General features: G+C 66.9%; 31 protein-coding genes. 27 read left to right on the forward strand and 4 right to left on the reverse strand.

All coding sequences use genetic code 11. The annotated features are described in order from the left end of the window. The first annotated feature begins 22 nt into the window (after positions 1-22). From ffh to rplS, 9 genes are all read left to right on the forward strand, one after another. Positions 23-1636 carry a signal recognition particle protein gene (gene ffh / locus ACT3SZ_RS12255; RefSeq protein WP_444618993.1) on the forward strand — a complete coding sequence of 538 codons (1614 nt, stop codon included), beginning with the start codon at positions 23-25 and terminating at the stop codon, positions 1634-1636. A 276-nt stretch (positions 1637-1912) separates the two neighbouring features. Further along, on the forward strand, positions 1913-2407 hold the full coding sequence (rpsP, locus tag ACT3SZ_RS12260) for a 30S ribosomal protein S16 (RefSeq protein ID WP_444618994.1): 495 nt from the start codon (positions 1913-1915) through the stop codon (positions 2405-2407). 372 nt (positions 2408-2779) lie between these two features. Further along, on the forward strand, positions 2780-4123 hold the full coding sequence (gene gdhA, locus ACT3SZ_RS12265; RefSeq protein ID WP_444618995.1) for an NADP-specific glutamate dehydrogenase: 1344 nt from the start codon (positions 2780-2782) through the stop codon (positions 4121-4123). Positions 4124-4187: 64 nt separating this feature from the next. Continuing rightward, the gene (locus tag ACT3SZ_RS12270; RefSeq protein ID WP_301444166.1) at positions 4188-4781 is read left to right on the forward strand and encodes a ribosome maturation factor RimM; all 594 of its coding nucleotides are present in this window, start codon (positions 4188-4190) and stop codon (positions 4779-4781) included. 11 nt (positions 4782-4792) lie between these two features. After that, positions 4793-5647, forward strand: a complete 855-nt coding sequence (gene trmD, locus ACT3SZ_RS12275; protein ID WP_444618996.1) for a tRNA (guanosine(37)-N1)-methyltransferase TrmD — start codon at positions 4793-4795, stop codon at positions 5645-5647. Positions 5648-5782: 135 nt separating this feature from the next. Then, entirely contained in the window at positions 5783-6502 is a 720-nt protein-coding gene (locus ACT3SZ_RS12280) for a hypothetical protein (RefSeq protein WP_444618997.1), read from the forward strand. A 42-nt stretch (positions 6503-6544) separates the two neighbouring features. Beyond that, complete coding sequence (locus ACT3SZ_RS12285) at positions 6545-6922, forward strand: hypothetical protein (protein ID WP_444618998.1); 378 nt, start codon at positions 6545-6547, stop codon at positions 6920-6922. Beyond that, on the forward strand, positions 6919-9354 hold the full coding sequence (locus ACT3SZ_RS12290) for a Tex family protein (protein ID WP_444619000.1): 2436 nt from the start codon (positions 6919-6921) through the stop codon (positions 9352-9354). Before ACT3SZ_RS12285 ends, ACT3SZ_RS12290 begins: the two co-directional genes overlap by 4 nt. Positions 9355-9510: 156 nt before the next feature. After that, complete coding sequence (gene rplS, locus ACT3SZ_RS12295) at positions 9511-9852, forward strand: 50S ribosomal protein L19 (RefSeq protein WP_301443798.1); 342 nt, start codon at positions 9511-9513, stop codon at positions 9850-9852. A gap of 87 nt (positions 9853-9939) precedes the next feature. Here the strand turns inward: rplS and ACT3SZ_RS12300 are convergent, their stop codons facing one another. From ACT3SZ_RS12300 to ACT3SZ_RS12315, 4 genes are all read right to left on the reverse strand, one after another. Beyond that, a complete protein-coding gene (locus tag ACT3SZ_RS12300; protein ID WP_441582965.1) occupies positions 9940-11115 on the reverse strand; it encodes a tyrosine-type recombinase/integrase in 1176 nt (391 codons plus the stop codon). A 100-nt stretch (positions 11116-11215) separates the two neighbouring features. Beyond that, positions 11216-11824, reverse strand: a complete 609-nt coding sequence (locus ACT3SZ_RS12305) for a DUF4352 domain-containing protein (protein ID WP_444619002.1) — start codon at positions 11822-11824, stop codon at positions 11216-11218. A 150-nt stretch (positions 11825-11974) separates the two neighbouring features. After that, entirely contained in the window at positions 11975-12373 is a 399-nt protein-coding gene (locus tag ACT3SZ_RS12310) for an ImmA/IrrE family metallo-endopeptidase (protein WP_441582967.1), read from the reverse strand. Continuing rightward, complete coding sequence (locus tag ACT3SZ_RS12315; protein ID WP_441582968.1) at positions 12348-12854, reverse strand: hypothetical protein; 507 nt, start codon at positions 12852-12854, stop codon at positions 12348-12350. Before ACT3SZ_RS12315 ends, ACT3SZ_RS12310 begins: the two co-directional genes overlap by 26 nt. A gap of 151 nt (positions 12855-13005) precedes the next feature. On the opposite strand from ACT3SZ_RS12315, the gene ACT3SZ_RS12320 reads away from it, so the two are divergent. The 18 genes from ACT3SZ_RS12320 to ACT3SZ_RS12405 all read left to right on the forward strand — a co-directional run bounded on the left by ACT3SZ_RS12320 (position 13006) and on the right by ACT3SZ_RS12405 (position 22558). Further along, complete coding sequence (locus ACT3SZ_RS12320; RefSeq protein ID WP_441582969.1) at positions 13006-13239, forward strand: XRE family transcriptional regulator; 234 nt, start codon at positions 13006-13008, stop codon at positions 13237-13239. Between the two features lie 64 nt (positions 13240-13303). Further along, positions 13304-13501, forward strand: coding sequence for a hypothetical protein (locus ACT3SZ_RS12325; protein WP_441582970.1), 198 nt, complete (start codon positions 13304-13306; stop codon positions 13499-13501). Further along, positions 13498-14283, forward strand: coding sequence for a BRO family protein (locus ACT3SZ_RS12330; RefSeq protein WP_441582971.1), 786 nt, complete (start codon positions 13498-13500; stop codon positions 14281-14283). Before ACT3SZ_RS12325 ends, ACT3SZ_RS12330 begins: the two co-directional genes overlap by 4 nt. Positions 14284-14789: 506 nt before the next feature. Continuing rightward, a complete protein-coding gene (gene mihF, locus ACT3SZ_RS12335) occupies positions 14790-15104 on the forward strand; it encodes an integration host factor, actinobacterial type (protein ID WP_441582972.1) in 315 nt (104 codons plus the stop codon). A 73-nt stretch (positions 15105-15177) separates the two neighbouring features. Beyond that, positions 15178-15390, forward strand: coding sequence for a helix-turn-helix domain-containing protein (locus ACT3SZ_RS12340; RefSeq protein ID WP_444619006.1), 213 nt, complete (start codon positions 15178-15180; stop codon positions 15388-15390). Further along, entirely contained in the window at positions 15387-15665 is a 279-nt protein-coding gene (locus tag ACT3SZ_RS12345; protein ID WP_444619008.1) for a hypothetical protein, read from the forward strand. Before ACT3SZ_RS12340 ends, ACT3SZ_RS12345 begins: the two co-directional genes overlap by 4 nt. Further along, positions 15662-15907, forward strand: a complete 246-nt coding sequence (locus ACT3SZ_RS12350) for a hypothetical protein (protein ID WP_444619010.1) — start codon at positions 15662-15664, stop codon at positions 15905-15907. The genes ACT3SZ_RS12345 and ACT3SZ_RS12350 overlap by 4 nt, the downstream gene beginning before the upstream one ends. Beyond that, the gene (locus ACT3SZ_RS12355; protein ID WP_444619011.1) at positions 15904-16893 is read left to right on the forward strand and encodes a hypothetical protein; all 990 of its coding nucleotides are present in this window, start codon (positions 15904-15906) and stop codon (positions 16891-16893) included. The genes ACT3SZ_RS12350 and ACT3SZ_RS12355 overlap by 4 nt, the downstream gene beginning before the upstream one ends. Then, entirely contained in the window at positions 16890-17282 is a 393-nt protein-coding gene (locus tag ACT3SZ_RS12360) for a hypothetical protein (protein WP_441582977.1), read from the forward strand. The genes ACT3SZ_RS12355 and ACT3SZ_RS12360 overlap by 4 nt, the downstream gene beginning before the upstream one ends. A gap of 11 nt (positions 17283-17293) precedes the next feature. After that, a complete protein-coding gene (locus ACT3SZ_RS12365; protein WP_444619013.1) occupies positions 17294-18133 on the forward strand; it encodes a hypothetical protein in 840 nt (279 codons plus the stop codon). Further along, entirely contained in the window at positions 18130-18576 is a 447-nt protein-coding gene (locus ACT3SZ_RS12370) for a single-stranded DNA-binding protein (protein WP_444619015.1), read from the forward strand. Before ACT3SZ_RS12365 ends, ACT3SZ_RS12370 begins: the two co-directional genes overlap by 4 nt. A gap of 185 nt (positions 18577-18761) precedes the next feature. Next, positions 18762-19637: a hypothetical protein gene (locus ACT3SZ_RS12375; protein WP_444619017.1), complete on the forward strand. Its 876-nt coding sequence runs from the start codon at positions 18762-18764 to the stop codon at positions 19635-19637. Next, complete coding sequence (locus ACT3SZ_RS12380) at positions 19616-20158, forward strand: hypothetical protein (RefSeq protein WP_444619019.1); 543 nt, start codon at positions 19616-19618, stop codon at positions 20156-20158. The genes ACT3SZ_RS12375 and ACT3SZ_RS12380 overlap by 22 nt, the downstream gene beginning before the upstream one ends. Continuing rightward, on the forward strand, positions 20155-20529 hold the full coding sequence (locus ACT3SZ_RS12385) for a hypothetical protein (protein ID WP_444619020.1): 375 nt from the start codon (positions 20155-20157) through the stop codon (positions 20527-20529). Before ACT3SZ_RS12380 ends, ACT3SZ_RS12385 begins: the two co-directional genes overlap by 4 nt. Then, positions 20526-20729: a hypothetical protein gene (locus ACT3SZ_RS12390; RefSeq protein ID WP_444619022.1), complete on the forward strand. Its 204-nt coding sequence runs from the start codon at positions 20526-20528 to the stop codon at positions 20727-20729. Before ACT3SZ_RS12385 ends, ACT3SZ_RS12390 begins: the two co-directional genes overlap by 4 nt. Next, positions 20726-21913 carry a DNA cytosine methyltransferase gene (locus ACT3SZ_RS12395; protein WP_444619024.1) on the forward strand — a complete coding sequence of 396 codons (1188 nt, stop codon included), beginning with the start codon at positions 20726-20728 and terminating at the stop codon, positions 21911-21913. Before ACT3SZ_RS12390 ends, ACT3SZ_RS12395 begins: the two co-directional genes overlap by 4 nt. 112 nt (positions 21914-22025) lie before the next feature. After that, positions 22026-22259, forward strand: coding sequence for a hypothetical protein (locus ACT3SZ_RS12400; RefSeq protein WP_444619026.1), 234 nt, complete (start codon positions 22026-22028; stop codon positions 22257-22259). Further along, positions 22259-22558, forward strand: coding sequence for a hypothetical protein (locus ACT3SZ_RS12405; protein WP_444619027.1), 300 nt, complete (start codon positions 22259-22261; stop codon positions 22556-22558). Before ACT3SZ_RS12400 ends, ACT3SZ_RS12405 begins: the two co-directional genes overlap by 1 nt. Positions 22559-22685 lie beyond the last annotated feature (127 nt).

Consider the following 22685-nt stretch of genomic DNA (forward strand, 5'->3'; position numbering starts at 1 on the left):
TGCGTAAGGGAGTAGTTCAACAGTGTTTGAGTCCTTGTCCGATCGCCTGTCCGGCGCCCTCAAGGGCCTGCGCGGAAAAGGCAGGCTGACCGAGGCGGACATCAACGCCACCGCGCGTGAGATTCGTCTGGCGTTGCTGGAGGCCGACGTCTCCCTCCCGGTCGTCCGCGCCTTCATCAAGCGGGTCAAGGAGCGCGCCAATGGCGTGGTCGTCTCCGAGGCGCTCAACCCGGCGCAGCAGGTCATTAAGATCGTCAACGAGGAACTGCAGAACATCCTCGGCGGCGAGACCCGGCGTCTGAACCTGGCTAAGAATCCGCCCACGGTGATCATGCTCGCCGGCCTGCAGGGTGCGGGTAAGACCACCCTGGCCGGAAAGCTCTCCAAGCACCTGGCCAAGCAGGGGCACACGCCCATGCTCGTGGCCTGTGACCTGCAGCGTCCTGGTGCGGTGCAGCAGCTGCAGATCGTCGGTGAGCGCGCCGAGGTACCCACCTTCGCGCCCGACCCCGGCACCTCGCTGGATTCGCTGGACCACGAGATGGGCACCAGTCACGGTGACCCCGTCGCCGTGGCCCAGGCAGGTATCGAAGAGGCTGCGCGCACCAAGCACGACGTGGTCATCATCGATACCGCCGGACGTCTCGGCATCGACGAGACCCTGATGACCCAGGCGCGCAATATCCGCGACGCGGTCAACCCCGACGAGGTCCTGTTCGTCATCGACTCGATGATCGGTCAGGACGCCGTCACCACCGCCGAGGCCTTCCGCGACGGCGTGGACTTCACCGGTGTGGTGCTCACCAAGCTCGACGGTGATGCCCGTGGTGGTGCCGCCCTGTCGATCCGTGAGGTCACCGGCAAGCCGATCATGTACGCCTCCACCGGTGAGAAGCTCGAAGACTTCGACGTCTTCCATCCGGACCGCATGGCCAACCGCATCCTGGGCATGGGCGACGTGCTCAGCCTCATCGAGCAGGCCGAGCAGGTCATGGACCAGCGCAAGGCGGAGGATTCCGCCGCCCGCATGGCCTCCGGGGAGCTCACGCTCGAGGACTTCCTCGACCAGATGCTGATGATCCGCCGGATGGGCCCGCTGGGCAATGTGCTCAAGATGCTGCCCGGCGGCAAGCAGATGAACGACATGGCCGACATGGTCGACGAGAAGCAGCTCGACCGGATCCAGGCCATCATCCGCGGCATGACCCCGGCCGAGCGCGAGAACCCGAATATCCTCAACGCCTCGCGCCGTAAGCGCATCGCCGCGGGTTCGGGTGTCACCGTCGCCGACATCAACCAGCTCGTCAGCCGCTTCCACGAGGCGAAGAAGATGATGGGCAAGATGGCCGGCCAGTTCGGCATGGGCGGCGGCGGTATGGGCCGTTCGGCGACGAAGAAGAAGCCCAAGGGTCGCAAGGGTAAGAACGGCAAGCGCAAGCCCGCGAAGAAGGGCCCGTCGCAGCAGCAGATGCCGCAGGGGATGCCGGGAATGCCGGGTATGGGAGGCATGCCGGGGATGCCCGGTGGCGGCGGCGGAATGCCGTCGATGGCCGACCTGAAGAAGATGCAGCAGCAGATGCCCGAGGGCTTCGAGAACATCGACATGGACAACCTCGACTTCGGCAAGGGACGCTAGGCGCCTTCCTGCGAGGCACCTTCCCGTGAGGTGCGCGCCGGCCGGCCGCGCGGAGCGGCCGGCGCGTCCTGCGGATTTGTTCGTCTGACCTGCCGCACTGTAGTGTCGAGCAGTCTGCGTAACACCGATCACGACCCCGGTCGTCCGGTGGTCACGCGCAGGATAAATCCAAGGGTTGAACCGGCCCGTGACTCCAGAGGTCCCCACCGTGGTGGGAGGCGTGGGGGAGCGGGTGACCGTACTGCCCGGTGACCGTCAACAGGAAAGAGGACCACCATGTCCGTCAAGATCAAGCTCCAGCGCCTCGGTAAGATCCGTACCCCGCACTACCGCGTGGTCATCGCCGATGCCCGCACCCCCCGCTCCGGCAAGGTGATCGAGAACATCGGCATCTACGAGCCGAAGGCTGAGCCGTCCGTCATCAAGATCGACTCCGATCGCGCTCGCCACTGGCTGTCCGTCGGTGCCCAGCCGACCGAGCCGGTCCTCGCCCTGCTGAAGGTCACCGGTGACTGGCAGGCCCACAAGGGTCTCCCGGGCTCCGAGGGCACCCTGAAGCCCCAGCCGGAGAAGACCTCCAAGCTGGACCTCTTCAACGCCGCTCTCGCCGAGGCTGCCGACGCGCCCACCGCTGAGGCCATCACCGACAAGAAGCGTAAGGCCAAGGAAGAGGCTGAGGCCAAGGCTGCTGCCGAGGCTGAGGCTGCCGACAAGGCCGCTGAGAAGGAAGCCGAGAAGGCTGACGACGCCGAGGCTGCTGAGTCCGAGTAGGACTCCCGTCTCCCCGCTGGGCCTGCTGTAGGCCCTCGGCGGGCCAGTCGGACGCCGCCTCCACCGTGCATACGGTGGAGGCGGCGTTTTTTCGTGTCCGGGGCCTGCTGGGGCTGTGGGGCACTGCCGCGGGGCGCGATGGTGCTACCGGTATCAGTGACAGGGGTGGCTGACGGGGGTGATCAGGGTGCCTGGGGAGCGTCCGCGGAACATTTCTTTAATGTTTCGGCACTATTTCCTGTGCTGGCTGTGGACGAAACAAACGAGGTCAGAATGTGTGTCATGGGTCACTTGTGTAGCGAGGGCGTTAAATCGACTGTGTCCGGCAGGTAAAATATCCCAGGTAAAGAAGATTTCACCGAAGGGAGCACGATGGACGTCGATGCCACAGTCAAGACCTATTACGAGCAGATCCTCCAGCGCAATGCAGGTGAGCCGGAGTTCCACCAGGCGGTCTCCGAGGTTCTCGACAGCCTCACCCACGTTCTGCGTAAGGACCCCCACTACGCAGACATGGGCCTGATCCAGCGGCTGACCGAGCCGGAGCGTCAGATCATCTTCCGGGTCCCGTGGGTCGACGACCAGGGCAACGTCCACGTCAACCGTGGTTTCCGCGTGCAGTTCAACTCGGTGCTCGGGCCGTACAAGGGTGGTCTGCGTTTCCACCCGTCGGTGAACCTGGGCATCATCAAGTTCCTCGGCTTCGAGCAGATCTTCAAGAACTCGCTGACCGGGCTGCCCATCGGCGGCGGCAAGGGCGGCTCCGACTTCGATCCCAAGGGTCGCAGCGACCTGGAGATCATGCGGTTCTGCCAGTCCTTCATGACCGAGCTTGGCCGCCACATCGGCGACAAGATCGACGTGCCCGCCGGCGACATCGGAGTCGGCGGCCGTGAGATCGGCTACCTCTTCGGTCAGTACCGTCGTATGGCTGGCCGTCACGAGTCCGGCACGCTGACCGGCAAGGGCCTGCAGTGGGGCGGTTCGCTGGTGCGTACCGAGGCCACCGGCTACGGCGCGGTGTACTTCACCCAGGAGATGATGGCCGCCCGCGGCGAGCGTCTCCACAACGCCCAGGTCATCGTGTCCGGTTCGGGTAACGTGGCGATCTACGCCATCGAGAAGGCCCAGGAGCTCGGCGCCAATGTTGTCGCCTTCTCCGATTCCTCGGGCTACGTCACCACCCCGGACGGTGTGGATGTCGAGCTGCTCAAGGACATCAAGGAGGTCCGTCGCCTGCGCGTCGCCGACTACGCCAAGGAGGCCAAGGGCGCGACCTTCCACAAGGGCGGCAACGTCTGGGAGGTCGAGGCGGACGTGGCGCTGCCGTGTGCCACGCAGAACGAGCTTGACGGCGCCTCCGCCGAGCTGCTCGCCGACAACGGTGTGAAGTACGTCGCCGAGGGCGCGAACATGCCCTGCACCCACGACGCGGTTCAGGTCTTCTCGAAGCGCAAGATCGACTTCGCCCCGGGCAAGGCCGCCAACGCCGGCGGTGTGGCGACGTCCGCCCTGGAGATGCAGCAGAACGCTTCGCGTGACTCCTGGTCCTTCGACTACACCGACAAGCGTCTGCGCGACATCATGGGCAACATCTTCCGCACCACGGCGAACACCGCCGAGGAGTACGGGATGGAAGGTGACTACGTGGTGGGCGCGAACATCGCCGGCTTCCGCAAGGTCGCCGACGCGATGGCCGCACAGGGGATCATCTAGGGAATGATCTGGCCGGCACCCGCCGGCACCCGCCCGGCGGGGCAGGTACGGTATCCTGACCTCCATGTCAGGCACTGAACAGCTCCAGATCGGACGGGTCATCAAGCCGCACGGCGTGCGCGGGGAACTCGTGGTCGATGCCACCACGGACGACCCGGGGGGACGCTTCGCCGTCGGTGCCGTCCTTACCGGACGCAACCGCGGGGTCGAGCGCACGCTCACCGTCACCGCGGCGCGTCCGCACCAGGGGCGGCTCCTGGTCACCGTCGCCGAGGTTGCCGACCGTACCGAGGCCGAGACCCTGCGCGGTCTGCGCTTCTTCGGCGACCCGGTGCTCGACGAGGGGGACGACGGCTACTACGACCACCAGCTCGTGGGCCTGCGCGTGCTCGACTGCGGCCAGGTCGACGAGGACACCGCCAATGCCCGCGCCTACGACGGTGTGGAACCCGAGCCTGTCGACATCGGCGAGGTCAGCGGTGTCGTCCACGGTCCCGCCGGCACGCTGCTGGAGGTCGACGTCGACGCCGAGTCGTCCCTGTCGACCGCGGGGTCGACGATCCTGGTGCCTTTCCGACATGCCATCGTGCCGATCGTCGACCTCGACAACGGCGCATTGGTGCTGACCCCGCCCGAGGGGCTGCTGGAGCTCGGGTAGGATCAACGCCCATGCGTCTTGACGTTGTCACCATCTTCCCGGAGTACCTCGACCCGCTGCGGCACGCCCTGCTGGGGCGGGCGATCGAGCGCGGCATCCTCGAGGTCGGTATCCACGACCTGCGCTCCTGGACCCACGACGTGCACAAAGCCGTCGACGACACCCCTTATGGCGGTGGGCCCGGCATGGTCATGAAACCCACGGTGTGGGGCCCGGCGTTGGACGACGTCGCCGCGCTGACCGGCCCCGCCGCCGTCGGCGAGAGCCTGCGCAGCGCGCAGGCTCACGTGCCTGGAAAGGCGCAGGACGCTGCGACGTCCGACACGGCGTCCGACCTGCAGGACGCTGCGCCGTCTGACGACCGCCCCGTACTCGTGGTGCCCACCCCGGCCGGCGCGCCGTTCACGCAGCAGACCGCCGAGAGGTGGGCGTCCGAGGACCGGCTCGTTTTTGCCTGTGGACGCTACGAGGGCATTGACCAGCGCGTCTTCGACGACGCGGCCAACCGCTACCGCGTCGAGGAGGTATCCCTCGGAGACTACGTGCTCATCGGCGGCGAGGTCGCGGTGCTGGTGATGGCTGAGGCCGTGGTGCGACTGATCCCCGGGGTACTGGGCAATCGGCGCAGCCACGAGGAGGACTCCTTCCAGGACGGACTGCTGGAGGGGCCGAGCTACACCAAACCGCGGGTGTGGCGGGATCTGGAGGTGCCGGACGTACTGCTGTCCGGCGACCACGCGAAGGTGGATCGGTGGCGTCGCGACCAGGCGTTGAGCAGGACCGCGGCGGTGCGTCCTGAACTGATCGACGCCCTGGAGCAGGACGGCGGGTTGGACGCCCGCGATCGCAGCGTACTGGGGGAGTAGTTCTCCCCAGGGGCGGGGTTGTCCACAGCGTCCTGGGCGGATGCGTGCTGAGTGCAGGGTGGGCTCGGTGGCGGGGGTTAGTGTTCGCGGCGAGGGCCGGACAACTGCCGGCCATGTGCGAGGGGGAGGAACACCATGCCAGTCACCGAACCGGTGAACAGTCCATCGGTCGAGGAACTCACCGTGTACCCGTTCAACCGGATGGAACTCCGGATGGCCCAGAGCGGGATGAAAGGACGCTCGGCGGCCGAACGCGCGGCGATCTCGGAGATGGTGCGCACCCGGGGTGCTGCCTACGCCGCGCGTTTCCGGCACGCCACCGAACTGTCGTGGCGGATGCCGGAGATGTACTGGGCGGCGCTGGAGGATGGGCGGATGACGCTGGACCATATGGACGCTATTTGGCGTCGACTCGACCGGCACGCTGGGCTGCGTGCCCACATCGAGGAGCAGGAGGCCGACTTGCAGCGTGAGCGTGACCTGCGCGGACGTGAGTGCGACGGGGAGGATGACGACGGCGCGGATCCCGGTGATCAGGACTACGGGGCTCCGGTTCGGCCGATGGTGGAGGACAACCCGTGGCATCGGCGCTACCCGGACGTCGAGTCGGCCTACTGCCCGTCGGCGGACCGGGCGGTGGAGGTCTCGGTCGCCGACTGGCTCATCGCCAGTCCGCACCGACTGATTACCTCCTCGGGTTCCGGATCGTTGATCCCACGCTCCACGGTGACGATCCACCGGCTGCGCGAGGTTGTCGATGGTGCGGTGGACGACGACCTCAAGGAGCGCGAACTCTATGAGCAGCACCGCGGGCAGCCGCCACGTCTGGCGAGCCAGGAGTACCCCGCGTTCTGATTGGCGGTGGCTGGGACGGCTGAGGTGGTTAGGATGGCGGATATGACAGCACATGGCACGTGGACCGATATGAACGTCCTGCTGCGACCCGACCTTGGGTCGGAGGTCGTGGAGGCGGTCCGCAGCGTCCTCACGCGGCGTGGAGCGAGCCAGGTGGAGGTGGAGTTGACCGGTATCGAGTCCGCCTGCGAGCCGGACAATATGCTGCTCGCCGAGTACCAGCAACGCTTCGACAGCCCCGCGATCAGCGGGCAGGTTCACCGCCTCACCGTGTCGGCGAGCTGGACAGGGGAGACTGCCGGGGAGGTGCCGGGCACCGCTGATATCACCGCTGAGGTGGCCGGCTGTCTGCCGCCGGCACCGGACGGCACGCCCGGCCTCTGGTTCGGGCAGACCTCCACGCTACGATCGTGCGAATGAGCGTCCGAAACAACGCAGGAACCCACACCTCCACGATCACTGCGACTCTCGCCCGGGAACTCGGGGTCGACGAGTCCCAGGTGGTCGCCACCGTCGGGCTGCTGGACGAGGGCAACACCGTCCCGTTCATCGCCCGGTACCGCAAGGAGGTGACCGGCGGGCTGGACGATACCCAGCTGCGCGACCTGGAATCCCGGCTGCGCTACCTGCGTGAACTCGAGGAGCGCAAGCAGACCGTGCTCGCCGCCATCGACGAGCAGGGCAAGCTGACTGATGAGTTGCGCGACCTGATCGTCGGTTGCGAGACCAAGGCCCGCCTGGAGGACCTGTACCTCCCGTTCAAGTCCACCCGTCGGACCAAGGCCACGATCGCGCGCGAGGCCGGCCTCGAGCCGCTCGTCGACTCCCTGCTCGGCGACTGCACCACCGACCCCTCCGAGCTAGCGACCGGCTTCGTCACCGAGGGCTTCGCCGACGCCAAGGCCGTGCTCGCCGGTGCGCGTGCCATCGTGCTCGAGGAGATCTCCACCGACGCCGACCTGGTCGGCGAGGTCCGTGAACGCTACTTCAACACCGGGACGATGACCGCCGGCGTCGCCGCGGGCAAGGAAAACTCGACCGAAGCGCAGAAGTACCGCGACTACTTCGAATTCTCCGAGTCCTTCACCAGCCTGCCCAGCCACCGCATCCTGGCCTTGCTGCGCGGCGAGTCCGAGGGCGTGCTGCAGCTCAACCTCGATGCCGGCGACGACGAGATCTACCAGGGCATGATCGCCCTGGCTCGTGGCCTGGAGCCCCGTGGCGACGCTGCGGACGGCTTCCGCGCCGAGTGCGCCCGCTTCGGGTGGCGCACCAAGCTGCAGGTCTCGTCCGGCGTGGACGTGCGAATGCGCCTGAAGGAGCGCGCCGACGAGGCCGCCGTGGACGTGTTCTCCCGCAACCTGCGCGACCTGCTCCTGGCCGCCCCCGCCGGCCAGCGCGCCACCATCGGCCTGGACCCCGGCTACGCCCACGGCGTGAAGTGCGCGGTCATCGACCAGACCGGCAAGGTGCTCGACATCGCGGTGGTCTACCCGCACAAGCCGCAGAACCGGTGGGACGCCGCGGCGTCCTCCCTGGCCACGCTGTGCGCCAAGCACAACGTGGAGCTCATGGCGGTGGGCAACGGCACCGCCTCGCGTGAGACCGAGAAGCTCGCCCGCGAGATCTCGGCCACGGTGGCGGACGCCACCGGCGCGCGTCCCACGCCGGTGATGGTCAGTGAGTCCGGTGCTTCGGTCTACTCCGCCTCCGAGCTCGCCGCCGAGGAGTTCCCCGACATGGACGTCGCGCTGCGCGGCGCGGTCTCGATCGCGCGTCGCCTGCAGGACCCCCTGGCGGAACTGGTGAAGATCGACCCGAAGTCGATCGGGGTGGGGCAGTACCAGCACGACGTGAACCAGGCGCTGCTGGCGTCCGGCCTGGACTCCGTGGTGGAGGACGCGGTGAACTCGGTGGGCGTGGACGTCAACACCGCCTCCGTGCCGCTGCTGCGCCGCGTGGCCGGGGTCAACGCCACCATCGCCGACAACATCGTGCGCCACCGCGAGGACAACGGCGCCTTCGCCACCCGCCGCCAGCTCAAGGACGTCTCGCGGCTCGGGCCGAAAGCCTTCGAGCAGTGCGCCGGCTTCCTGCGCATCCACGGCGCGACCGACCCGCTGGACGCTTCGGCGGTGCACCCCGAGGCCTACCCGCTGGTGCGCCGTATCACTGAGGCCACGGGCGTGGCCGTGACCGACCTGGTCGGCAACACCGCGGTGCTCGGCAAACTCAACCCGCGCGACTTCGCCGACGACACCTTCGGCGTGCCCACGGTCACCGACGTGATCGCCGAGCTCGACAAGCCCGGACGCGACCCGCGCCCGGAATTCCGCACCGCCTCGCTGGCCGAGGGCATCGAGAAGCTCTCCGACCTGAGCCCCGGCATGGTGCTGGAGGGCACGGTGACCAACGTCGCCGCCTTCGGAGCCTTCGTCGACCTGGGCGTGCACCAGGACGGGCTGGTGCACGTGTCGGCGATGTCGGACAAGTTCGTCTCCGACCCGCACGACGTGGTCAGCTCCGGGCAGGTCGTGAAGGTCAAGGTCATGGAGGTCGACGTCGACCGCCAGCGCATCGGCCTGAGCCTGCGACTGCAGGACGAGCCGGGCGAGCCGGCCCGCCGAGGTGGCGGGAATGGCGGCAACGGCGGTGGACGCGGCGACGGTGGTCGTGGGGACCGCGGTGGTCGCGGCAACGGCGGCGGGAAGAAGCCCGGACAGGCGCGCAAGGGCGGCCGGGATAACGGCGGCAACGGTGGTCGTGGCGGAAAGGGAGGCGGCAACCAGCAGTCGTCCAACGCCTCGGGCTCCATGGCCGACGCCCTGAAGCGGGCCGGGTTTGGCCGCTAGGGCCTGACGCTGGCATAATGGCCGGGTTGCGTGAAACTTCCCCGTGATGCGGGGTATTCGCGCGTCAAAATTCAATGGTGTGGGCACGAACGCGTACCGCCTCTCGGGGCAGGTCGTGGGTCCTCTGTCCGATCGAAGACAAAGCAAGGAAACAACATGCACTATCTCGACAAGGTCGACGCCGCACAGCTGCGTAGCGACATCCCCGACTTCCGTCCCGGCGACACCGTCGACGTCCACGTCAAGGTCATCGAGGGCGCCAAGAGCCGTGTCCAGGTGTTCCGTGGCGTGGTCATCCGTCGCCAGAACTCCGGCATCCGCGAGACCTTCACGGTCCGCAAGGTTTCCTTCGGCGTCGGCGTGGAGCGTACCTTCCCGGTTCACTCCCCGAACATCGATCACCTCGACATCCTGACCCGCGGTAAGGTTCGTCGTGCGAAGCTGTACTACCTCCGTGACCTGCGCGGCAAGGCTGCGAAGATCAAGGAGAAGCGCTGAGCTTCTAGGCCCCCACGGGCACAAGAAACAGGCCCTGGCCTGCATGTTCTCGCACTAGAGAGCACGCAGGACGGGGCCGTTTCTGCGTCATATCCCGCACTCATCCCGCACGGCACTCACCCCGGACCCCGCGGTCCGCACCAGATCATCCGACCCCGGCCAGATATGCGAGTACACCTCCAGCGTCGTCGACGGGCTCGCGTGCCCCATCGCCTGCTGCACCGCCGGCACCGGCACCCCGGAGTGAATCAGCGCCGAGGCGAAGAAGTGCCGGAAATCGTGGAACGTGAGCCGTCGCCCGCCGTAGTGCTTCACCAATCGGGCGAGGGCATGGGTCGCCGAGTTCCGGTCATGCGGGCGACCATCCTCCCGCGTCCACACCCACCCACTCGCGCCAGGATGGTCGAGAGCCCACCCCGTTAGCTCCGTGGTGACCCACTCCGCCACGGGGACATCCCGGACGGACTTCTCCGACTTCGGAGCCATCGGCACACACCCGCGCCCCATCTGCCGCCGCACCCGGACGACCCCGACGCCGATGTCCTCGACCCGCAGCGCGCACAGCTCCGATACCCGCAGCCCCGTACCCGCTGCGACGAGGATCATGGACCGCAGCCACGGGCGGGCATTCAGCCGGCCGTGCGCGGCGTTGGCTGCGGTGGCGATACGCTGCACATCCTCGATGGTCAGCAGATCCCCACGAGATACCGCCCGCAACGGCGCCCCCTTAGGCACCTTCACGACCGGCATCTTGGCGATCAGTCCCTCCTCGTGTGCTGCCTTCAACACCGTCATCAGCTGGCCCACGGTGTTCGCGGTCGTCGCCGGGGACAGTTTCCGGAGGTCTCGTGCCCCCTTCTTCGGGGCGGGGAGCCAGTCCCGCCCATCCAGGAGTTTCCGGCGCCACTTCAGGATCTCGGCGGCGGTCATTTCGGACACGGGCCAGTCGGCCCATGGCCCGAGGGAAACGAGGAGGGACTGGCGTGTCGTCCGGGTTTCCGGCTTGTCGGCGGCGTCGATCCACGCTTGGGTGAGGGTGCGGAGCGTGGTTTTCTGTCGTGCGGGGTCGATCCACGTCCGTTGAGCGAGGTTTCTCGACTGTTCGGCGTCGAAGTCCTTCGCTGCTTTCTCGGGTCTCTTGTAGTCGTTGTAGGTGAAGGTGCGGGAGTGCTCGCGGCCGCTCGGGTCGCGGTAGCGCACCACCCACTTCGGTCGGCCGCCGCCGGCGGGGTTGCCGGTCTTCGGTCGTCGTTGCACGCTCATGGTAGTCTTCTCCTGTCTGACATGCGGATATACGTTGGACACCCCGGCCCCCACCGCCCTTGCCCGGCAGTGGGGGCCTTTCAGTCGTGTGGAGCCTCTCTTAGAGAGTGGCGTTCCACTCCGCCTCGGCCGAGTTGAGGAAGGCCATGGCCTCCTCGAAGTTCAGACGGTAGTCGCCGGGGGCGGCTGCTGACTCGAAGCACGCGGTCCCGGAGTAGTTACCGCCGGGGCCGACCTCCACAGTGTCGTAGTTCGCCTCTTCGGTGAACGTCTGGCTGTGGGTGACCCCGTTGGGGTCGGTCAGCTTCCAGTCCATTGCGCCATTGAGGCTCAGAGAGTCCTCGCCGGTCACCTCGAAGTTCACGTCGACGCACAGGTACTCTCCACCGAGGGCACTGCTGGAGGGCCGGAGGTTGCTGGCGGTGATGTCGGCCTTGTCGGTGTGGACGGTGTCGCCGAGCTGCGCGGCACCCCCGTCGCCGCCCTCGTTGCCTTCGGCCTGGTCCTCGCCGTCATTGCCATTGTTCGAGCTGCTGGACGAGGTGTCGGAGTTGCTCGAGTCCTCATCGTCGCCGCCGCTGAGCGCGGAAGCCAGGACGATGATCACGACGATGATCAGCAGGATGATGAACCATGCGCGCTTATAGAACGGCTTCTTCTGCGGCGCAGCCTGCTGCGGGGGCTGGCCGTACTGGTTCTGGTCAGTCATAGGGGATCGATCCTCTCGAAAAGTCCCTCGCCACGTCACGGCGAGGTTTGTGGGGTGCCGAGCATCTCGGCGGTCAGTGTGAATCTGGCAGTTCCCAGATCCTCATTAGCGTATGCCACGGGGGGTATTAGCAGGGGCGGATGGGTGAACTTAGATCACCCGTAGCAGCTGCGGCACCGGGTGGAGCTCTCGCCACACCTCGACGAGATATCGCGTCACGCCCAGTTCGGCGGCGATCAGTTGCGCATGCGCTCCGTACGTCCTCTCTGCTTCGGCGTACCGATTCGGGGATATCAGCCACTCGGCAGCCTGCCTCCAGGCTCGATTCTCCATAGCTTGGTCCTCGCCGCACGGGTCGTCGTTAGCGACGTGCGCGAGCTCGTGGGCGATCGTCGTCAGCGACTCCTCGTCGGTTAGGCCGTGCTGGATGCTGATCGTGTCCGGGGGCCACCACGCGCCTTTCGGTCCGCCGCGGTGCCAGTCAACCCAGATGTCGTAGGCACGCGCTTCGTGGATCAGTTCGTCAATCGATGGGGTCAGAGCCCTCATCCTCCCTTCCTGCTCGCTCGTCCGGTGAGCTGTCTGCCGCGTACGTGCCAGGTGCCCAGTCGAACTGCTTCACCGTTCCATCATGCTTGCTGGCCGGACGTGGGTGCCCCTGTTCGTTCGACTGCATTCGTGCAGCACGACGCTGAGCCAGCTGGTCGATCTCGGGGGCGCGGGTCGCGGGGTTGAGTCTCTTGGCCAGCTCGATGGCGAGCTCTCCCTCGTCAGCGGTTTCGACCAGCTGACCCTCGGACTCTAGGTAGGCCCAGACTTCCTGATCGGTAATGCGACCGAGGTCTACCAGGGCTTGGAGGGGGTTGACGTCGTATGCACGGCTGAGCGTGATCAGCTCGTCGGTCGCTAGTTCGTCGCTGACCAGTCGTCTCGTGACTGTTGTGCGGGATACGCCGAGCTTGTGGGCGATGTCGTCGGCGGTAACTCGGCGGCCGTTGAGATCGCGGAGCCAGTGGCGGAAGTCTGTCATGCCGCACATCTTAGTGACTCAATTTCGATACAGCAAGTGGTTCACTACGTGGACGTTTGGTCAGAAGATGGTTCATCGATGGCGTGTCTGGCTTGACCCTGATTCGATAGTGGTTCATAGTTGGTTCATCGGCAACCGAGGAGGTGACCAAATGAGCCGTTTTCTTATCAGTCTCGACGAACTTGACCGGGTCAAGCGCATCAACGGGCTGCGTAGCACCAGCGACCTGGCACGCAAGACCGAGATGGGCCGGGCCACGTGGACCCGGGCAGTGAACACCCGACGCCCCACCCCGGACATCCTCGACGCTCTCGCGCAGCTCGGGGCCCGGCCGAACCGGATCCTGGTCGCCGCGGAGCCCCTGGAGGACTTCGCCGCCGCGTAGCCCACCCGCACATAGAAAAAGCCCCCCGCCGAAGCGGGGGACCAACCACAAAGGAGTGTACACCATGCAGCACACTGCCGCAGATTACGAGTACGGCAGGGCGGTCGGCTACCGCACCGCCGCGACCGAAGCCCGCCGCCGCGCCGCCGAACTGAAGGCGTCCGCGTCCGTTACCGGCTGGCTCGAGCTCGAAGCCCTCGCCGCCGAACTCGACGGCCGCGCCCAGGAAGCCGAGACCACCGCAAAGCAGGTGGCGGCATGAGCATCATCGCTCCGTTCGACTTCCACGGGCATCAGGTCCGCGTCATCACCGCCGAGGATGGCGAGCCCCGCTGGGTCGCCGCCGACGTCGCCAAGGTCCTCGGTTACCGCGACTCCGAGAAGATGGTTCGCAACCTCCGTGACCGTCACCGGGGTACCCACACTGTGGGTACCCCCTCCGGAGATCAGACCATGACGGTCATCACCGAGGCCGGCCTCTACGCCGCGGTCCTCAAGTCCCGCCGCCCGGACGCCGAGGAATTCCAGGACTGGGTCACCGACGAGGTCCTCCCCGCTATCCGCCGCACCGGCTCCTACGGGGCACCCGCCCTCACGGAGGAAGAGGTCGTGCAGAAGGCCCTGCAGATTACCTACCGCCAGGTGCAGGAACTGCAGGCGAAGGTGTCCGCCGATGAGCACAAGGTCTCGTATCACGATGACTTCGTGTGCACCGAGGACTTGCTTCGCTTCTCCACGGTCGCATCGACCATCGGCATTACTGAGAAGTTCCTCCGTGAGCTGCTGATCGAGCATGGGTGGATCTACAAGGAGGAGTCCACCCGCCGGTCATCGAAGACGGGGGAGAAGAAGACGGTCTACCGCTACAGCGAGTACGCGGACAAGAAGCCGTACTTCCAGCGCCAGGAGGTGCACGACGCCCCAAGGTTCCGTGGCGAGGTGATGCACACCCTGAAGATCACCCCGGACGGGGCGATGTCGGTTGCCCGTGCGGTGAGGCGCTGGCTGTCGCAGCTTGATCAGGACTCCGTCGCCGTCGCCTGACCCCCCGTTCGCCTGTGTGGGGAAGCACGGGCGAGCACATTGCCTTCGCGTAGTGCCCTGCAGGACCGCACTTCCTGTGGGGAGGGTGCAAATCCCTCGTTGGCAGCAAGGCCCCTGGTGGCCCTGATATTTGAGAACTGAATCCTGGAACCCGATCGGGGAGATACGGGACGTGAGCGCTGGTACTTAGACGCGCCATGACCGCCCCACACCACGCTGTCATCCATGCAGGAGCGCGTGAGGTAACGACCGATCGGGGTATCCAGACCCCCTTATAGCCCTGGTCGCAGGTGAGCCTGCCGCCGTCGTCACGGACGAATCAGGGCACTGGGGGTGGGGTGCGCAAGCACGGTACCGAAAGCTCCGCCGAGCGAAAGCGTCTTGCCCGCATACGTGGCACCGGTGCTTCATCACCGGCCCAGGACCGGGTCCACTTTCGCCTGACGAGGAGACCGCTGCACCCCACCCCTCCCCGAAACCCCCACACCGACAACAAGGAGAACGCCATGTCCCTCCCGCCCCTGACCGGCCCGCAGCGCGAGGAATCTCTCGCCAAAGCCGCCGCCGCACGAACCGCCCGAGCCAACCTACGACACAGCCTCCGCATGGGCACCACCAGCATCGCCGACGTCATCGCCAGCGACGACCCCATCGTGAAGAAAACCCGAGTGGTCCAGATCCTCACCGCCCTGCCGAAGATCGGCAAGGTCAAAGCCGCCGACATCATGACCGAGCTGGACATTGCCCCCACCCGAAAGGTCGGTGGGCTCGGCCCGCGGCAGCGCGACGCGCTGCTCGAACGCTTCGGCTACACCGACTGACCCCACCCCACACGAGAGCCGCCCCCACTGTCCAAGGCCGGGGCGGCTCACACGAGACCACTAGGAGGTCACCGTGAACACCAGGATACCGGTCGAGGACCGGACGTACTACACCACCGACGAGGTCGCCCGCCTGGTCGGCATCAGCGAGACCACGCTCCGCGAGGGCATCAACGACAAAGACGCCGCGGTGCTGCGGCTCGGCCCGTTGAAGGTCCGCCGCACGATCACGTGGTCCAAGCAAGCCGTCGACCGGTGGGTCGCGGGGGAGGTAACAGCAGCATGATCCGCGACATGACCGACCAGGAGCGGCTGATGCGCGCGATGGTCAACCACCCCGCGGGAACCGGCGCGCCGGGACGTCACCGCCAGCCCGATCGCACCGGCTGGATCGGCTCCGCCAGCGAGGGCGGCTTCGCCGTCATCGTCGGCCTGGTCCTCGGCCTCATCATCGCCGCCGCGGTCACCGTCCAGGCCTGGCACGCCTGGGGGTGGGTCGGACTCACCGGCGCAGCCGCGATCATCGTCCTGCTCGTCGTCGCCGCCTGGGACCGCCGATGAACCGCATCCACATCCACAAGGACCACGCCACCGGCCTGTGGCACCTCGACCAGGACCACGGCGAGACCGACCAGCACGCCACCTGGTCCGACGCCATTGAAGATGCCGACTACCTCATCGCCACCGGACGCCGCGCCCAAGAGCAACGCCAATCAGCCGAGGCTCGCACCGCCCGCCGCACCGCCCGCATCGTTGAGCGCCGCATGGCCCGCCTTGCACGCCGAGAAGGAGAACACGCATGACCCCCCAGCCCGTACGCAACCCGCCCGCGCCGGGCACACCGCAGTGGCGACGGATGATCACCGCCTCCAAGGCCCCCGCCATGATCCGCGACGGGCTGACCGGTGAGTACCTCGGCCTTGGTTACACCGACGCCTACAGCCTCTTCCACGACATGGCTGGCACCTGGACCCCCGACCCGCCGGACGAGAAGCTCATGGCACGCGGCCACTGGATGGAGCCCGCCGCGCGCGAGTTCTGGCGCTGGTCAAACCCCGGCTGGCGCGTGTCGCCCGGTGAGGTCGCGTTCACTGATCCTGATCTGCCGTTCCCGAACCAGGCGACCATAGACCTCCGCGCCAGCCGGGGCCGCTCGCGCCGCATCGTCGAGGTGAAATCGCCCCGCAAGGACCAGGGCGTGCACGACAAGTGGCTGATCCAGGTCACCCTGCAGATGCGACTGTCCGGCATCCACGCCGCCGACGTCGTCCTCATGCCCCAGTACGGAGAAGAGCGCATCATCCCAGTGGAGTACGACGAGGACCTCGCCGAAGCGATCATCGCAGACTGTGCCCACTTCTGGAGCCTGCTCGAAGCTGGCACCCCGCCGGACGCCGGCGGCAGCGAGAACGCCGCCCACGTCCTCGCCGCACTGCACCCCACCCCGGAGAAGACGGCAGAGACCGTGCTGGAGCAGGACGTGATGGACGACCTGCAGACCGCGTGGGACCGCCTCGCCGATGCCAAGGACGCCGCCCAAACCGCCGAGAACCGTGTCATGGCCGCGATGGGCGACACCGGCAAAGCCGTGTTCGACGGCCGCAAGGTCGCCGGACGCAGCCCCGGACGCTTCGCGCAGAAGCGGTTCCCCGAGCAGGGGATCCTCTCCAAGTACATGGTGCCCACCGAGAAGCTCGACACCGCCGCACTCAAGGCCGACCACCCGGACCTTTACGCCCAGGCCGTCGGCGACCCCTCATTCCAGTTCGAAAGGAAGGCCTGGTCATGACCGACCACCCGATCGACACCGCGACCAGCAGAGCTATTCGGGCTGACCGGTTCCAGCAAGTCCTCTACTCCACCCGGAAGATCCTGGAGGTCACCGAGAGCGAACTCGACGCCGTCACCGACACGCTGAAGGAGACCCGCGACCAGCTCCGCGACGCCGCCTACAAGCAGCACATGGCCGAGAACCGGGAAGCGATGTTCCGCAAGGACGTCGACCGGCTCCAGGTCGTCATCGACACCCACGAGAAGGAAGACGCGCAGGCCATCGAACTGCTCCGGAAGGCCCGCCAGACCATCGGCATCAACCCGGACGGTGCCCGCAACCTCGTCGACCAGGCCACCACCATCCTCAACCCGCCGCAGGCTGACGACGCCGCGGCACCGTTCTGAAAGGACACATCATGACCAGCACCGAACTCAACACCACCGCCCACGACGCGGACCTGATGCCGATGGCGCCCGTCGACACCAGCGTCCTCGCCGGTCTCCAGCAGCAGGCCGAAGCATGGGGAGCCGCCGCGCAGATCGCCGAGCAGCTCGCCCGCACCGACTTCGCCGGACCGTTCAAGGGCAAGCCCGCCGACCTCGCCGCCGCAATCCTCAAGGGCGCGGAACTCGGCATCCCCGCCGCCAGCATCGGCAAAGCCATCTACGTCGTGCACGGTGCCCCCGCGCTGTACGGCAAGACGTCGTTGGCCATCGCCCTGCAGCACGGATACACCGCTGACACCGTCGAGGACTCCGCCGAGGCCGTCACCGTCCGCATGACCAGCCCCGCCGGCCAGAGCATGGAGGTGCGCTACACCATCCAGCGCGCCGAGCAGGAGGGCCTGGTGAAGGGCAACAGCGCGCAGTACAAGTCCCGCCCGTCGAAGATGCTGTACTGGAAGTGCATCGGTGAGCTCACGGACCGAATGATCCCGCACCTCACCGGCGGTATGCCGGTCAAGGAGGACATCGAACAGTCCCAGCCCGTCCGTGCCACCGCGGAGCGAACGGATCGTCCGCGGGGTGGCCAGTCTGCCCTGGAGCGGGCGAAGAAGAAGCAGGAGTCGGGGCCGGGGCCAGTAGACAAGGCCCTCGCCGCGATCGGGTCGGCGGAGTCCGCCGAAGACCTGGACCGCATCATGGGCCACGCCGAAACCCTCGGCTTGGCCGGGGAGCAGATCAACACCCTGGCCGAAGCCGCCGGGCAGCGCGCCGACGAACTCGGACTCGTAACCGAGGGGGAGCAGGCGTGATCACACCCCAGTACTACTCCGGCGGCCTTGTCGCCGACCCCGAACTCGAGTACAGCCCCGAGGGGAAGCCGCGCTGCCGGTTCCGCATCGGAGAGTCCGACAGTAAGCAGGTCAGCCCCGGACAGTGGGAGAACACCCAGTCCGTCTACTGGTCGGTCACGATCTTCGGCCGATGGGCCGAGGCTGCCGGCCAGCTGGTCAAGGGGCAGCAGATCGTGGTGAAGGCGAAGCCCGTGACGAGTCAGTGGGAGGACCGGGAGGGCAACAAGCGGTCGCAGAACCAGCTGACCGGCTTCGAGTTCTACATCCGGCCTGATTCTCCGAACCCTCCGCAGCAGCAGCCCCAGGGCCAGGCGCAGCAGGGTGGGGGAGGGTCGTGGAGCTCGTCGCCGAGCACCCCCCAAACGTCCGGATTCGACGACGGCACCCCGCCGCCCTTCTAAGCGCATGCCTGTTCGAATCGTCCGACCGGGCCGTGACTGCCACCGTCACGCCGACGACATGACCGCCCGCGGGGTGGCCGGCTGGATGGGATGCGAGCGCTGCCAACGCGGCAGGCCCGTGTACCTCACAGTCGCCGCGGCTGAGTCCATTTCTCAAATTCTCAAACCACTGGAAGGAGGAAAAGATGCGCATACGGTCGATTAAGCCGGAGTTCTGGCGATCGGAGGACATCACCTCCCTGCCGATCTCCTCTCGGCTGACGTTCATCGGCCTGTGGAACTACGCCGACGACAACGGTGTGGGGGATGCGAGGGAGGCGGTAATCGCCGCTGACCTCTACGCGGAGGACATTGCAAGAGACTTCACTGAGGCCTCAGTGAGGGTTCATGACGACCTCAACGCACTTGAAAACGCGGGTCTGATCGTGCGGTACATGGTCGGGAAGAAGCGACTGCTGCACATCACGACGTGGAAAGAGCATCAGGTCATCAACCGACCGTCGAAGGGGCACTGCTACCCCCTCCCAACTGCGGAAACGGTGGAAGCATACCGTGATTCACTGAGGACTCACGGAGGACTCACTGAACCCTCACTGCCCGGAGCAGGGGAGCAGGGGAGCAGGGGAGCAGGGGAGCAGGGGATAACTACTTCGCCCGAACCTCCGGTTCCGGCGACCGAGCCGAAACGAGTCACATACCCGCCCGAGTTCGACGAGTGGTGGCGCACCTACCCGAAGCACAAGAACGGGTCGAAGAAGGACGCCTACGCCGAGTGGCGCAAGGCGACCAAGATCATCGCCCCGGACGACCTGCTCCGCCTCACCAGCGAGTACGCCGACCATCCCGGCGTCTCAGACGTTGACTACTGCCCTGACGCCCACCGGTGGCTGAAGGGCCACAAGTGGGAAACCGTCACGGAAACCGACCAGCAAGTCGCTGAACCTCGGCCCTCGCACACCTTCGGCACCCGGCCGGAGGACTGGCTGCAGGGCTTTAACAACCCCGGATCACCCGACGTCCTGGAAGGAGAGCTGGTCTCATGGCCGGAGATCGAACACTGACCGACCGCGAGAAGCTGGCCGCGAGCGTGCTGGCGTTCGGAAAGTCCCTGACCCCCGACCGATTCCCCCGACCAACGCCGGAGGCGCTCACCGCCTGGGGCATGGTCCTCGGCGAGATGCGCGTCCCCGCGGACGTGTGGCCAGAAGCGATCGCCTGGTGGTCCATGAACTCCGCCAGTGACCGGATGGCCACCCCGAGAGAGCTCAAGGACGCCGCGCAGCACATCGTCCGTGACGTGTGGGAAACCCACCCGGAGAGGCGGCGGATCCTCGAAGAGCACCGGTCGTCCCGTCTACGGGCGCGGGAAGCGCGTGGCGAACTGCCGCCAGGCACGGCACCGGAGGCCACCGGCGACACCGGCATGGTCGCGATCGAGCCGCGGAGTGCAGACACCACGAACCGGTGGCGGGAGACGCGAGCGCAGATCGCGCAGCGCGCCCGTGAGCGCCGCGTCGCCGAGCGTTATCAGGCCGACGAGGTCCGGGCTCGTCTCGACGTCACCGAACCGGAGGGCCCATGACCACCTGGACCATGCCCCTGTCGTACGACAAGCCCCCGCTGACGCTGAACCAGCGCGGCCACTGGGCTAAGACCGACCAGCACCGCAAGGCCCTCCGCGCCTGGGCCAAGGTTTCCGCCCGGAAGATCGGCGTCCCCACCGGCCTGGGCCACATCACCACCCGCCTGCACTACCAAGCACCGGACCGCCGACGCCGGGACGAGGACAACCTCATCGCCACGGCGAAACCCCTGTGGGACGGGCTAGTCGACGCCGGGATAGTCCCGGACGACACCAGCGCCTACATGACCAAGCTCATGCCGAAAATCCACCCACCATCGCCAGACGGCCCAGGCCTCTGGCTCACCATCACGATCGGAGACCCACCATGACCCACACCGTGTGCGACGTTGTCCCGTCTGGCCGTCCTGATCCCCGCGACCCGTACCGGGAAGGGGAGGTACGCATGCCCCACCCGCACTGCCCCGCCTGCCGGGAGTGGGCAGAAGAGCACGGCGCCGACTGGGACGAAGCCGCCGAATTCTACGGCCTCACCCTCACCGACGACGGCGAATGGGCGGAAGACGAATGAGCACCCTCACCATCGGCTCCCTTTTCTCCGGCTACGGCGGCCTGGATCTCGCCGTCGAGTCGGTCACGGGCGCCCGTACCGCGTGGCACTGCGAGTTCGACGACGCGCCCTCCAAGATTCTCGCCCACCACTGGCCGGACGTACCGAACCACCACGACATCACAACCATCGACTGGTCGGAGGTTGAGCCGGTTGACATCATCACCGGAGGCTCACCCTGCCAGGACCTCAGCGCTGCCGGCAGGCGTGCCGGGATGACGGAGGGCACCCGCTCGAACCTCTGGGTGAACATGCGCGAAGCCATCAACCAACTACGACCCAGGCTCGTCGTCTGGGAGAACGTTCGAGGAGCACTAAGTGCCACAGCAGCATCCGAAAGCGACATGGAACCCGGCGGCGGACCTCTGGGAGAGGGGCTGGGGAGGTCAGGACATCTTCGGGCACTCGGACGTGTTCTCGGAGACCTTGCCGAGCTCGGGTATGACGCGCAGTGGACGCTTGTTCGAGCGTCCGACGTGGGAGCCCCGCACCACAGAGCCAGGGTCTTCCTCATCGCCTACCCTGCCGACGCCGAGCGCATCGGAGTACAAGCGGGAGGACAACCCCAGTCAGGCACGGCGGAAGTCACCGAGCCTGTCGACCGTCAGCGTGCACTTCCCGACGACCTGACCCACCTGCCAACCCCCAATGCGTCCGACGGCAGCGGGGGAGGCCAGACCACAGACAAGCGCCAGGGCCACTCCCATCAGCTCATCGACGCCGTCCTCGACCTCGACCTCATGAAGACCGGAGGCAGGATCGACCATCTACCGACTCCGAAGGCATCGGACGGGATGATGGGCCGGCCCCGCACCAGTGGTCGTCCGATCGAGAAGGCGACCTTCCTCGGAACGATCATCACGGTCATGGAGAACGGGGAATCGGTCTTCGGCAAGTACGCCCCGGTCGTCAGCCGCTGGGAGGCCATCCGAGGTGTCCCCGCGCCCGCCCCGACCGAACTGAACCGCAACGGAAAACCCCGGCTGAACTCGGCTTTCGCCGAATGGATGATGGGCCTGCCCTCGGGGTGGGTCACCGCCGTCCCCGGCGTCACCCGCGCACAGCAACTCAAGGCCATCGGCAACGGGGTCTGCCCCGCCCAGGCCGCGGCCGCACTCACCCACCTACTCACGGAGGACGCATGACCCGCACCCCACACACTCGACCGATCCGCCGCCTGCCGTGGCGTATCCGCGCCGCCCGCTGGCTCGTCGGCTGGCACATCCCCCGCACCCACAACCAGACAAGGACATCACGATGACCATCACCCCTGACCAGGCGCGGCAGCTACTCGCCGCACACACCCCCGGAAACTGGGGGCTGACGATGGGCGCCAGATTCCCTACCGGAGTCGCCAAGCTGGCTCTTGCGGCCCCGGATCTCGCCCGCACCGTCATCGACCAGGCGGAGGAGATCGAGCGGCTAAAGCGGATGCTCGACACTGTCGACGAGGAGCTAAACAACTACCGGAACCAGTGGGGTGACCTCTGATGACCCCCACCGACATCGTCCTCATCGCCCTGGTGTGGGCCGTCGTGGGCCTCGCCGTCGCCGTGTGGCGAGTCCGCCGGCGACTCCGACGAGACCTGGACGCGATGGAACCGACCTTCTACGACGTCGCCTACGTGGAGGTGCCGGACCATGAGCGCCGCCTGATCAACCACGACACCCGACTCCTCACCCTCGAGGATTCCCGCAGCCGTACCGCCGACATCGAGGTGCCGGAGGTCGACGACCCCCCGGACGCGCCAACCACCCCGACGTACCGACAGGAGTCCCCTGATGCCTGACCAGACCCCCGCGACCGACGACGACCGCAAGGCGCACGAATGGGCGCATGCCAATAAGGGCCGCGCTCATGACTCGGTCGCCCGCGCCATCTTCCGTCACGTCCCCGCCCCGCCTGCGACCCTCGCA

The organism is Corynebacterium sp. AOP40-9SA-29 (assembly GCF_052377405.1).
Lineage (GTDB): Bacteria > Actinomycetota > Actinomycetes > Mycobacteriales > Mycobacteriaceae > Corynebacterium.

What these genes read in the sequence shown, in the direction of transcription:
- ACT3SZ_RS12270 (WP_301444166.1), top strand. Translation starts at nt 4,188, where the DNA reads ATGTCAGGCACTGAACAGCTCCAGATCGGACGGGTCATCAAGCCGCAC.
- ACT3SZ_RS12390 (WP_444619022.1), top strand. Translation starts at nt 20,526, where the DNA reads ATGACCCACACCGTGTGCGACGTTGTCCCGTCTGGCCGTCCTGATCCC.
- ACT3SZ_RS12315 (WP_441582968.1), bottom strand. Translation starts at nt 12,854, where the DNA reads ATGACAGACTTCCGCCACTGGCTCCGCGATCTCAACGGCCGCCGAGTT.
- ACT3SZ_RS12375 (WP_444619017.1), top strand. Translation starts at nt 18,762, where the DNA reads ATGCGCATACGGTCGATTAAGCCGGAGTTCTGGCGATCGGAGGACATC.
- trmD (WP_444618996.1), top strand. Translation starts at nt 4,793, where the DNA reads ATGCGTCTTGACGTTGTCACCATCTTCCCGGAGTACCTCGACCCGCTG.
- ACT3SZ_RS12350 (WP_444619010.1), top strand. Translation starts at nt 15,662, where the DNA reads ATGAACCGCATCCACATCCACAAGGACCACGCCACCGGCCTGTGGCAC.
- rpsP (WP_444618994.1), top strand. Translation starts at nt 1,913, where the DNA reads ATGTCCGTCAAGATCAAGCTCCAGCGCCTCGGTAAGATCCGTACCCCG.
- rplS (WP_301443798.1), top strand. Translation starts at nt 9,511, where the DNA reads ATGCACTATCTCGACAAGGTCGACGCCGCACAGCTGCGTAGCGACATC.
- ACT3SZ_RS12345 (WP_444619008.1), top strand. Translation starts at nt 15,387, where the DNA reads ATGATCCGCGACATGACCGACCAGGAGCGGCTGATGCGCGCGATGGTC.
- ACT3SZ_RS12280 (WP_444618997.1), top strand. Translation starts at nt 5,783, where the DNA reads ATGCCAGTCACCGAACCGGTGAACAGTCCATCGGTCGAGGAACTCACC.
- ACT3SZ_RS12305 (WP_444619002.1), bottom strand. Translation starts at nt 11,824, where the DNA reads ATGACTGACCAGAACCAGTACGGCCAGCCCCCGCAGCAGGCTGCGCCG.
- mihF (WP_441582972.1), top strand. Translation starts at nt 14,790, where the DNA reads ATGTCCCTCCCGCCCCTGACCGGCCCGCAGCGCGAGGAATCTCTCGCC.
- ACT3SZ_RS12365 (WP_444619013.1), top strand. Translation starts at nt 17,294, where the DNA reads ATGACCAGCACCGAACTCAACACCACCGCCCACGACGCGGACCTGATG.
- ACT3SZ_RS12400 (WP_444619026.1), top strand. Translation starts at nt 22,026, where the DNA reads ATGACCATCACCCCTGACCAGGCGCGGCAGCTACTCGCCGCACACACC.
- ACT3SZ_RS12290 (WP_444619000.1), top strand. Translation starts at nt 6,919, where the DNA reads ATGAGCGTCCGAAACAACGCAGGAACCCACACCTCCACGATCACTGCG.
- ACT3SZ_RS12300 (WP_441582965.1), bottom strand. Translation starts at nt 11,115, where the DNA reads ATGAGCGTGCAACGACGACCGAAGACCGGCAACCCCGCCGGCGGCGGC.
- ACT3SZ_RS12385 (WP_444619020.1), top strand. Translation starts at nt 20,155, where the DNA reads ATGACCACCTGGACCATGCCCCTGTCGTACGACAAGCCCCCGCTGACG.
- ACT3SZ_RS12355 (WP_444619011.1), top strand. Translation starts at nt 15,904, where the DNA reads ATGACCCCCCAGCCCGTACGCAACCCGCCCGCGCCGGGCACACCGCAG.
- gdhA (WP_444618995.1), top strand. Translation starts at nt 2,780, where the DNA reads ATGGACGTCGATGCCACAGTCAAGACCTATTACGAGCAGATCCTCCAG.
- ACT3SZ_RS12330 (WP_441582971.1), top strand. Translation starts at nt 13,498, where the DNA reads ATGAGCATCATCGCTCCGTTCGACTTCCACGGGCATCAGGTCCGCGTC.
- ACT3SZ_RS12395 (WP_444619024.1), top strand. Translation starts at nt 20,726, where the DNA reads ATGAGCACCCTCACCATCGGCTCCCTTTTCTCCGGCTACGGCGGCCTG.
- ACT3SZ_RS12310 (WP_441582967.1), bottom strand. Translation starts at nt 12,373, where the DNA reads ATGAGGGCTCTGACCCCATCGATTGACGAACTGATCCACGAAGCGCGT.
- ACT3SZ_RS12285 (WP_444618998.1), top strand. Translation starts at nt 6,545, where the DNA reads ATGACAGCACATGGCACGTGGACCGATATGAACGTCCTGCTGCGACCC.
- ACT3SZ_RS12405 (WP_444619027.1), top strand. Translation starts at nt 22,259, where the DNA reads ATGACCCCCACCGACATCGTCCTCATCGCCCTGGTGTGGGCCGTCGTG.
- ACT3SZ_RS12320 (WP_441582969.1), top strand. Translation starts at nt 13,006, where the DNA reads ATGAGCCGTTTTCTTATCAGTCTCGACGAACTTGACCGGGTCAAGCGC.
- ACT3SZ_RS12325 (WP_441582970.1), top strand. Translation starts at nt 13,304, where the DNA reads ATGCAGCACACTGCCGCAGATTACGAGTACGGCAGGGCGGTCGGCTAC.
- ACT3SZ_RS12380 (WP_444619019.1), top strand. Translation starts at nt 19,616, where the DNA reads ATGGCCGGAGATCGAACACTGACCGACCGCGAGAAGCTGGCCGCGAGC.
- ACT3SZ_RS12360 (WP_441582977.1), top strand. Translation starts at nt 16,890, where the DNA reads ATGACCGACCACCCGATCGACACCGCGACCAGCAGAGCTATTCGGGCT.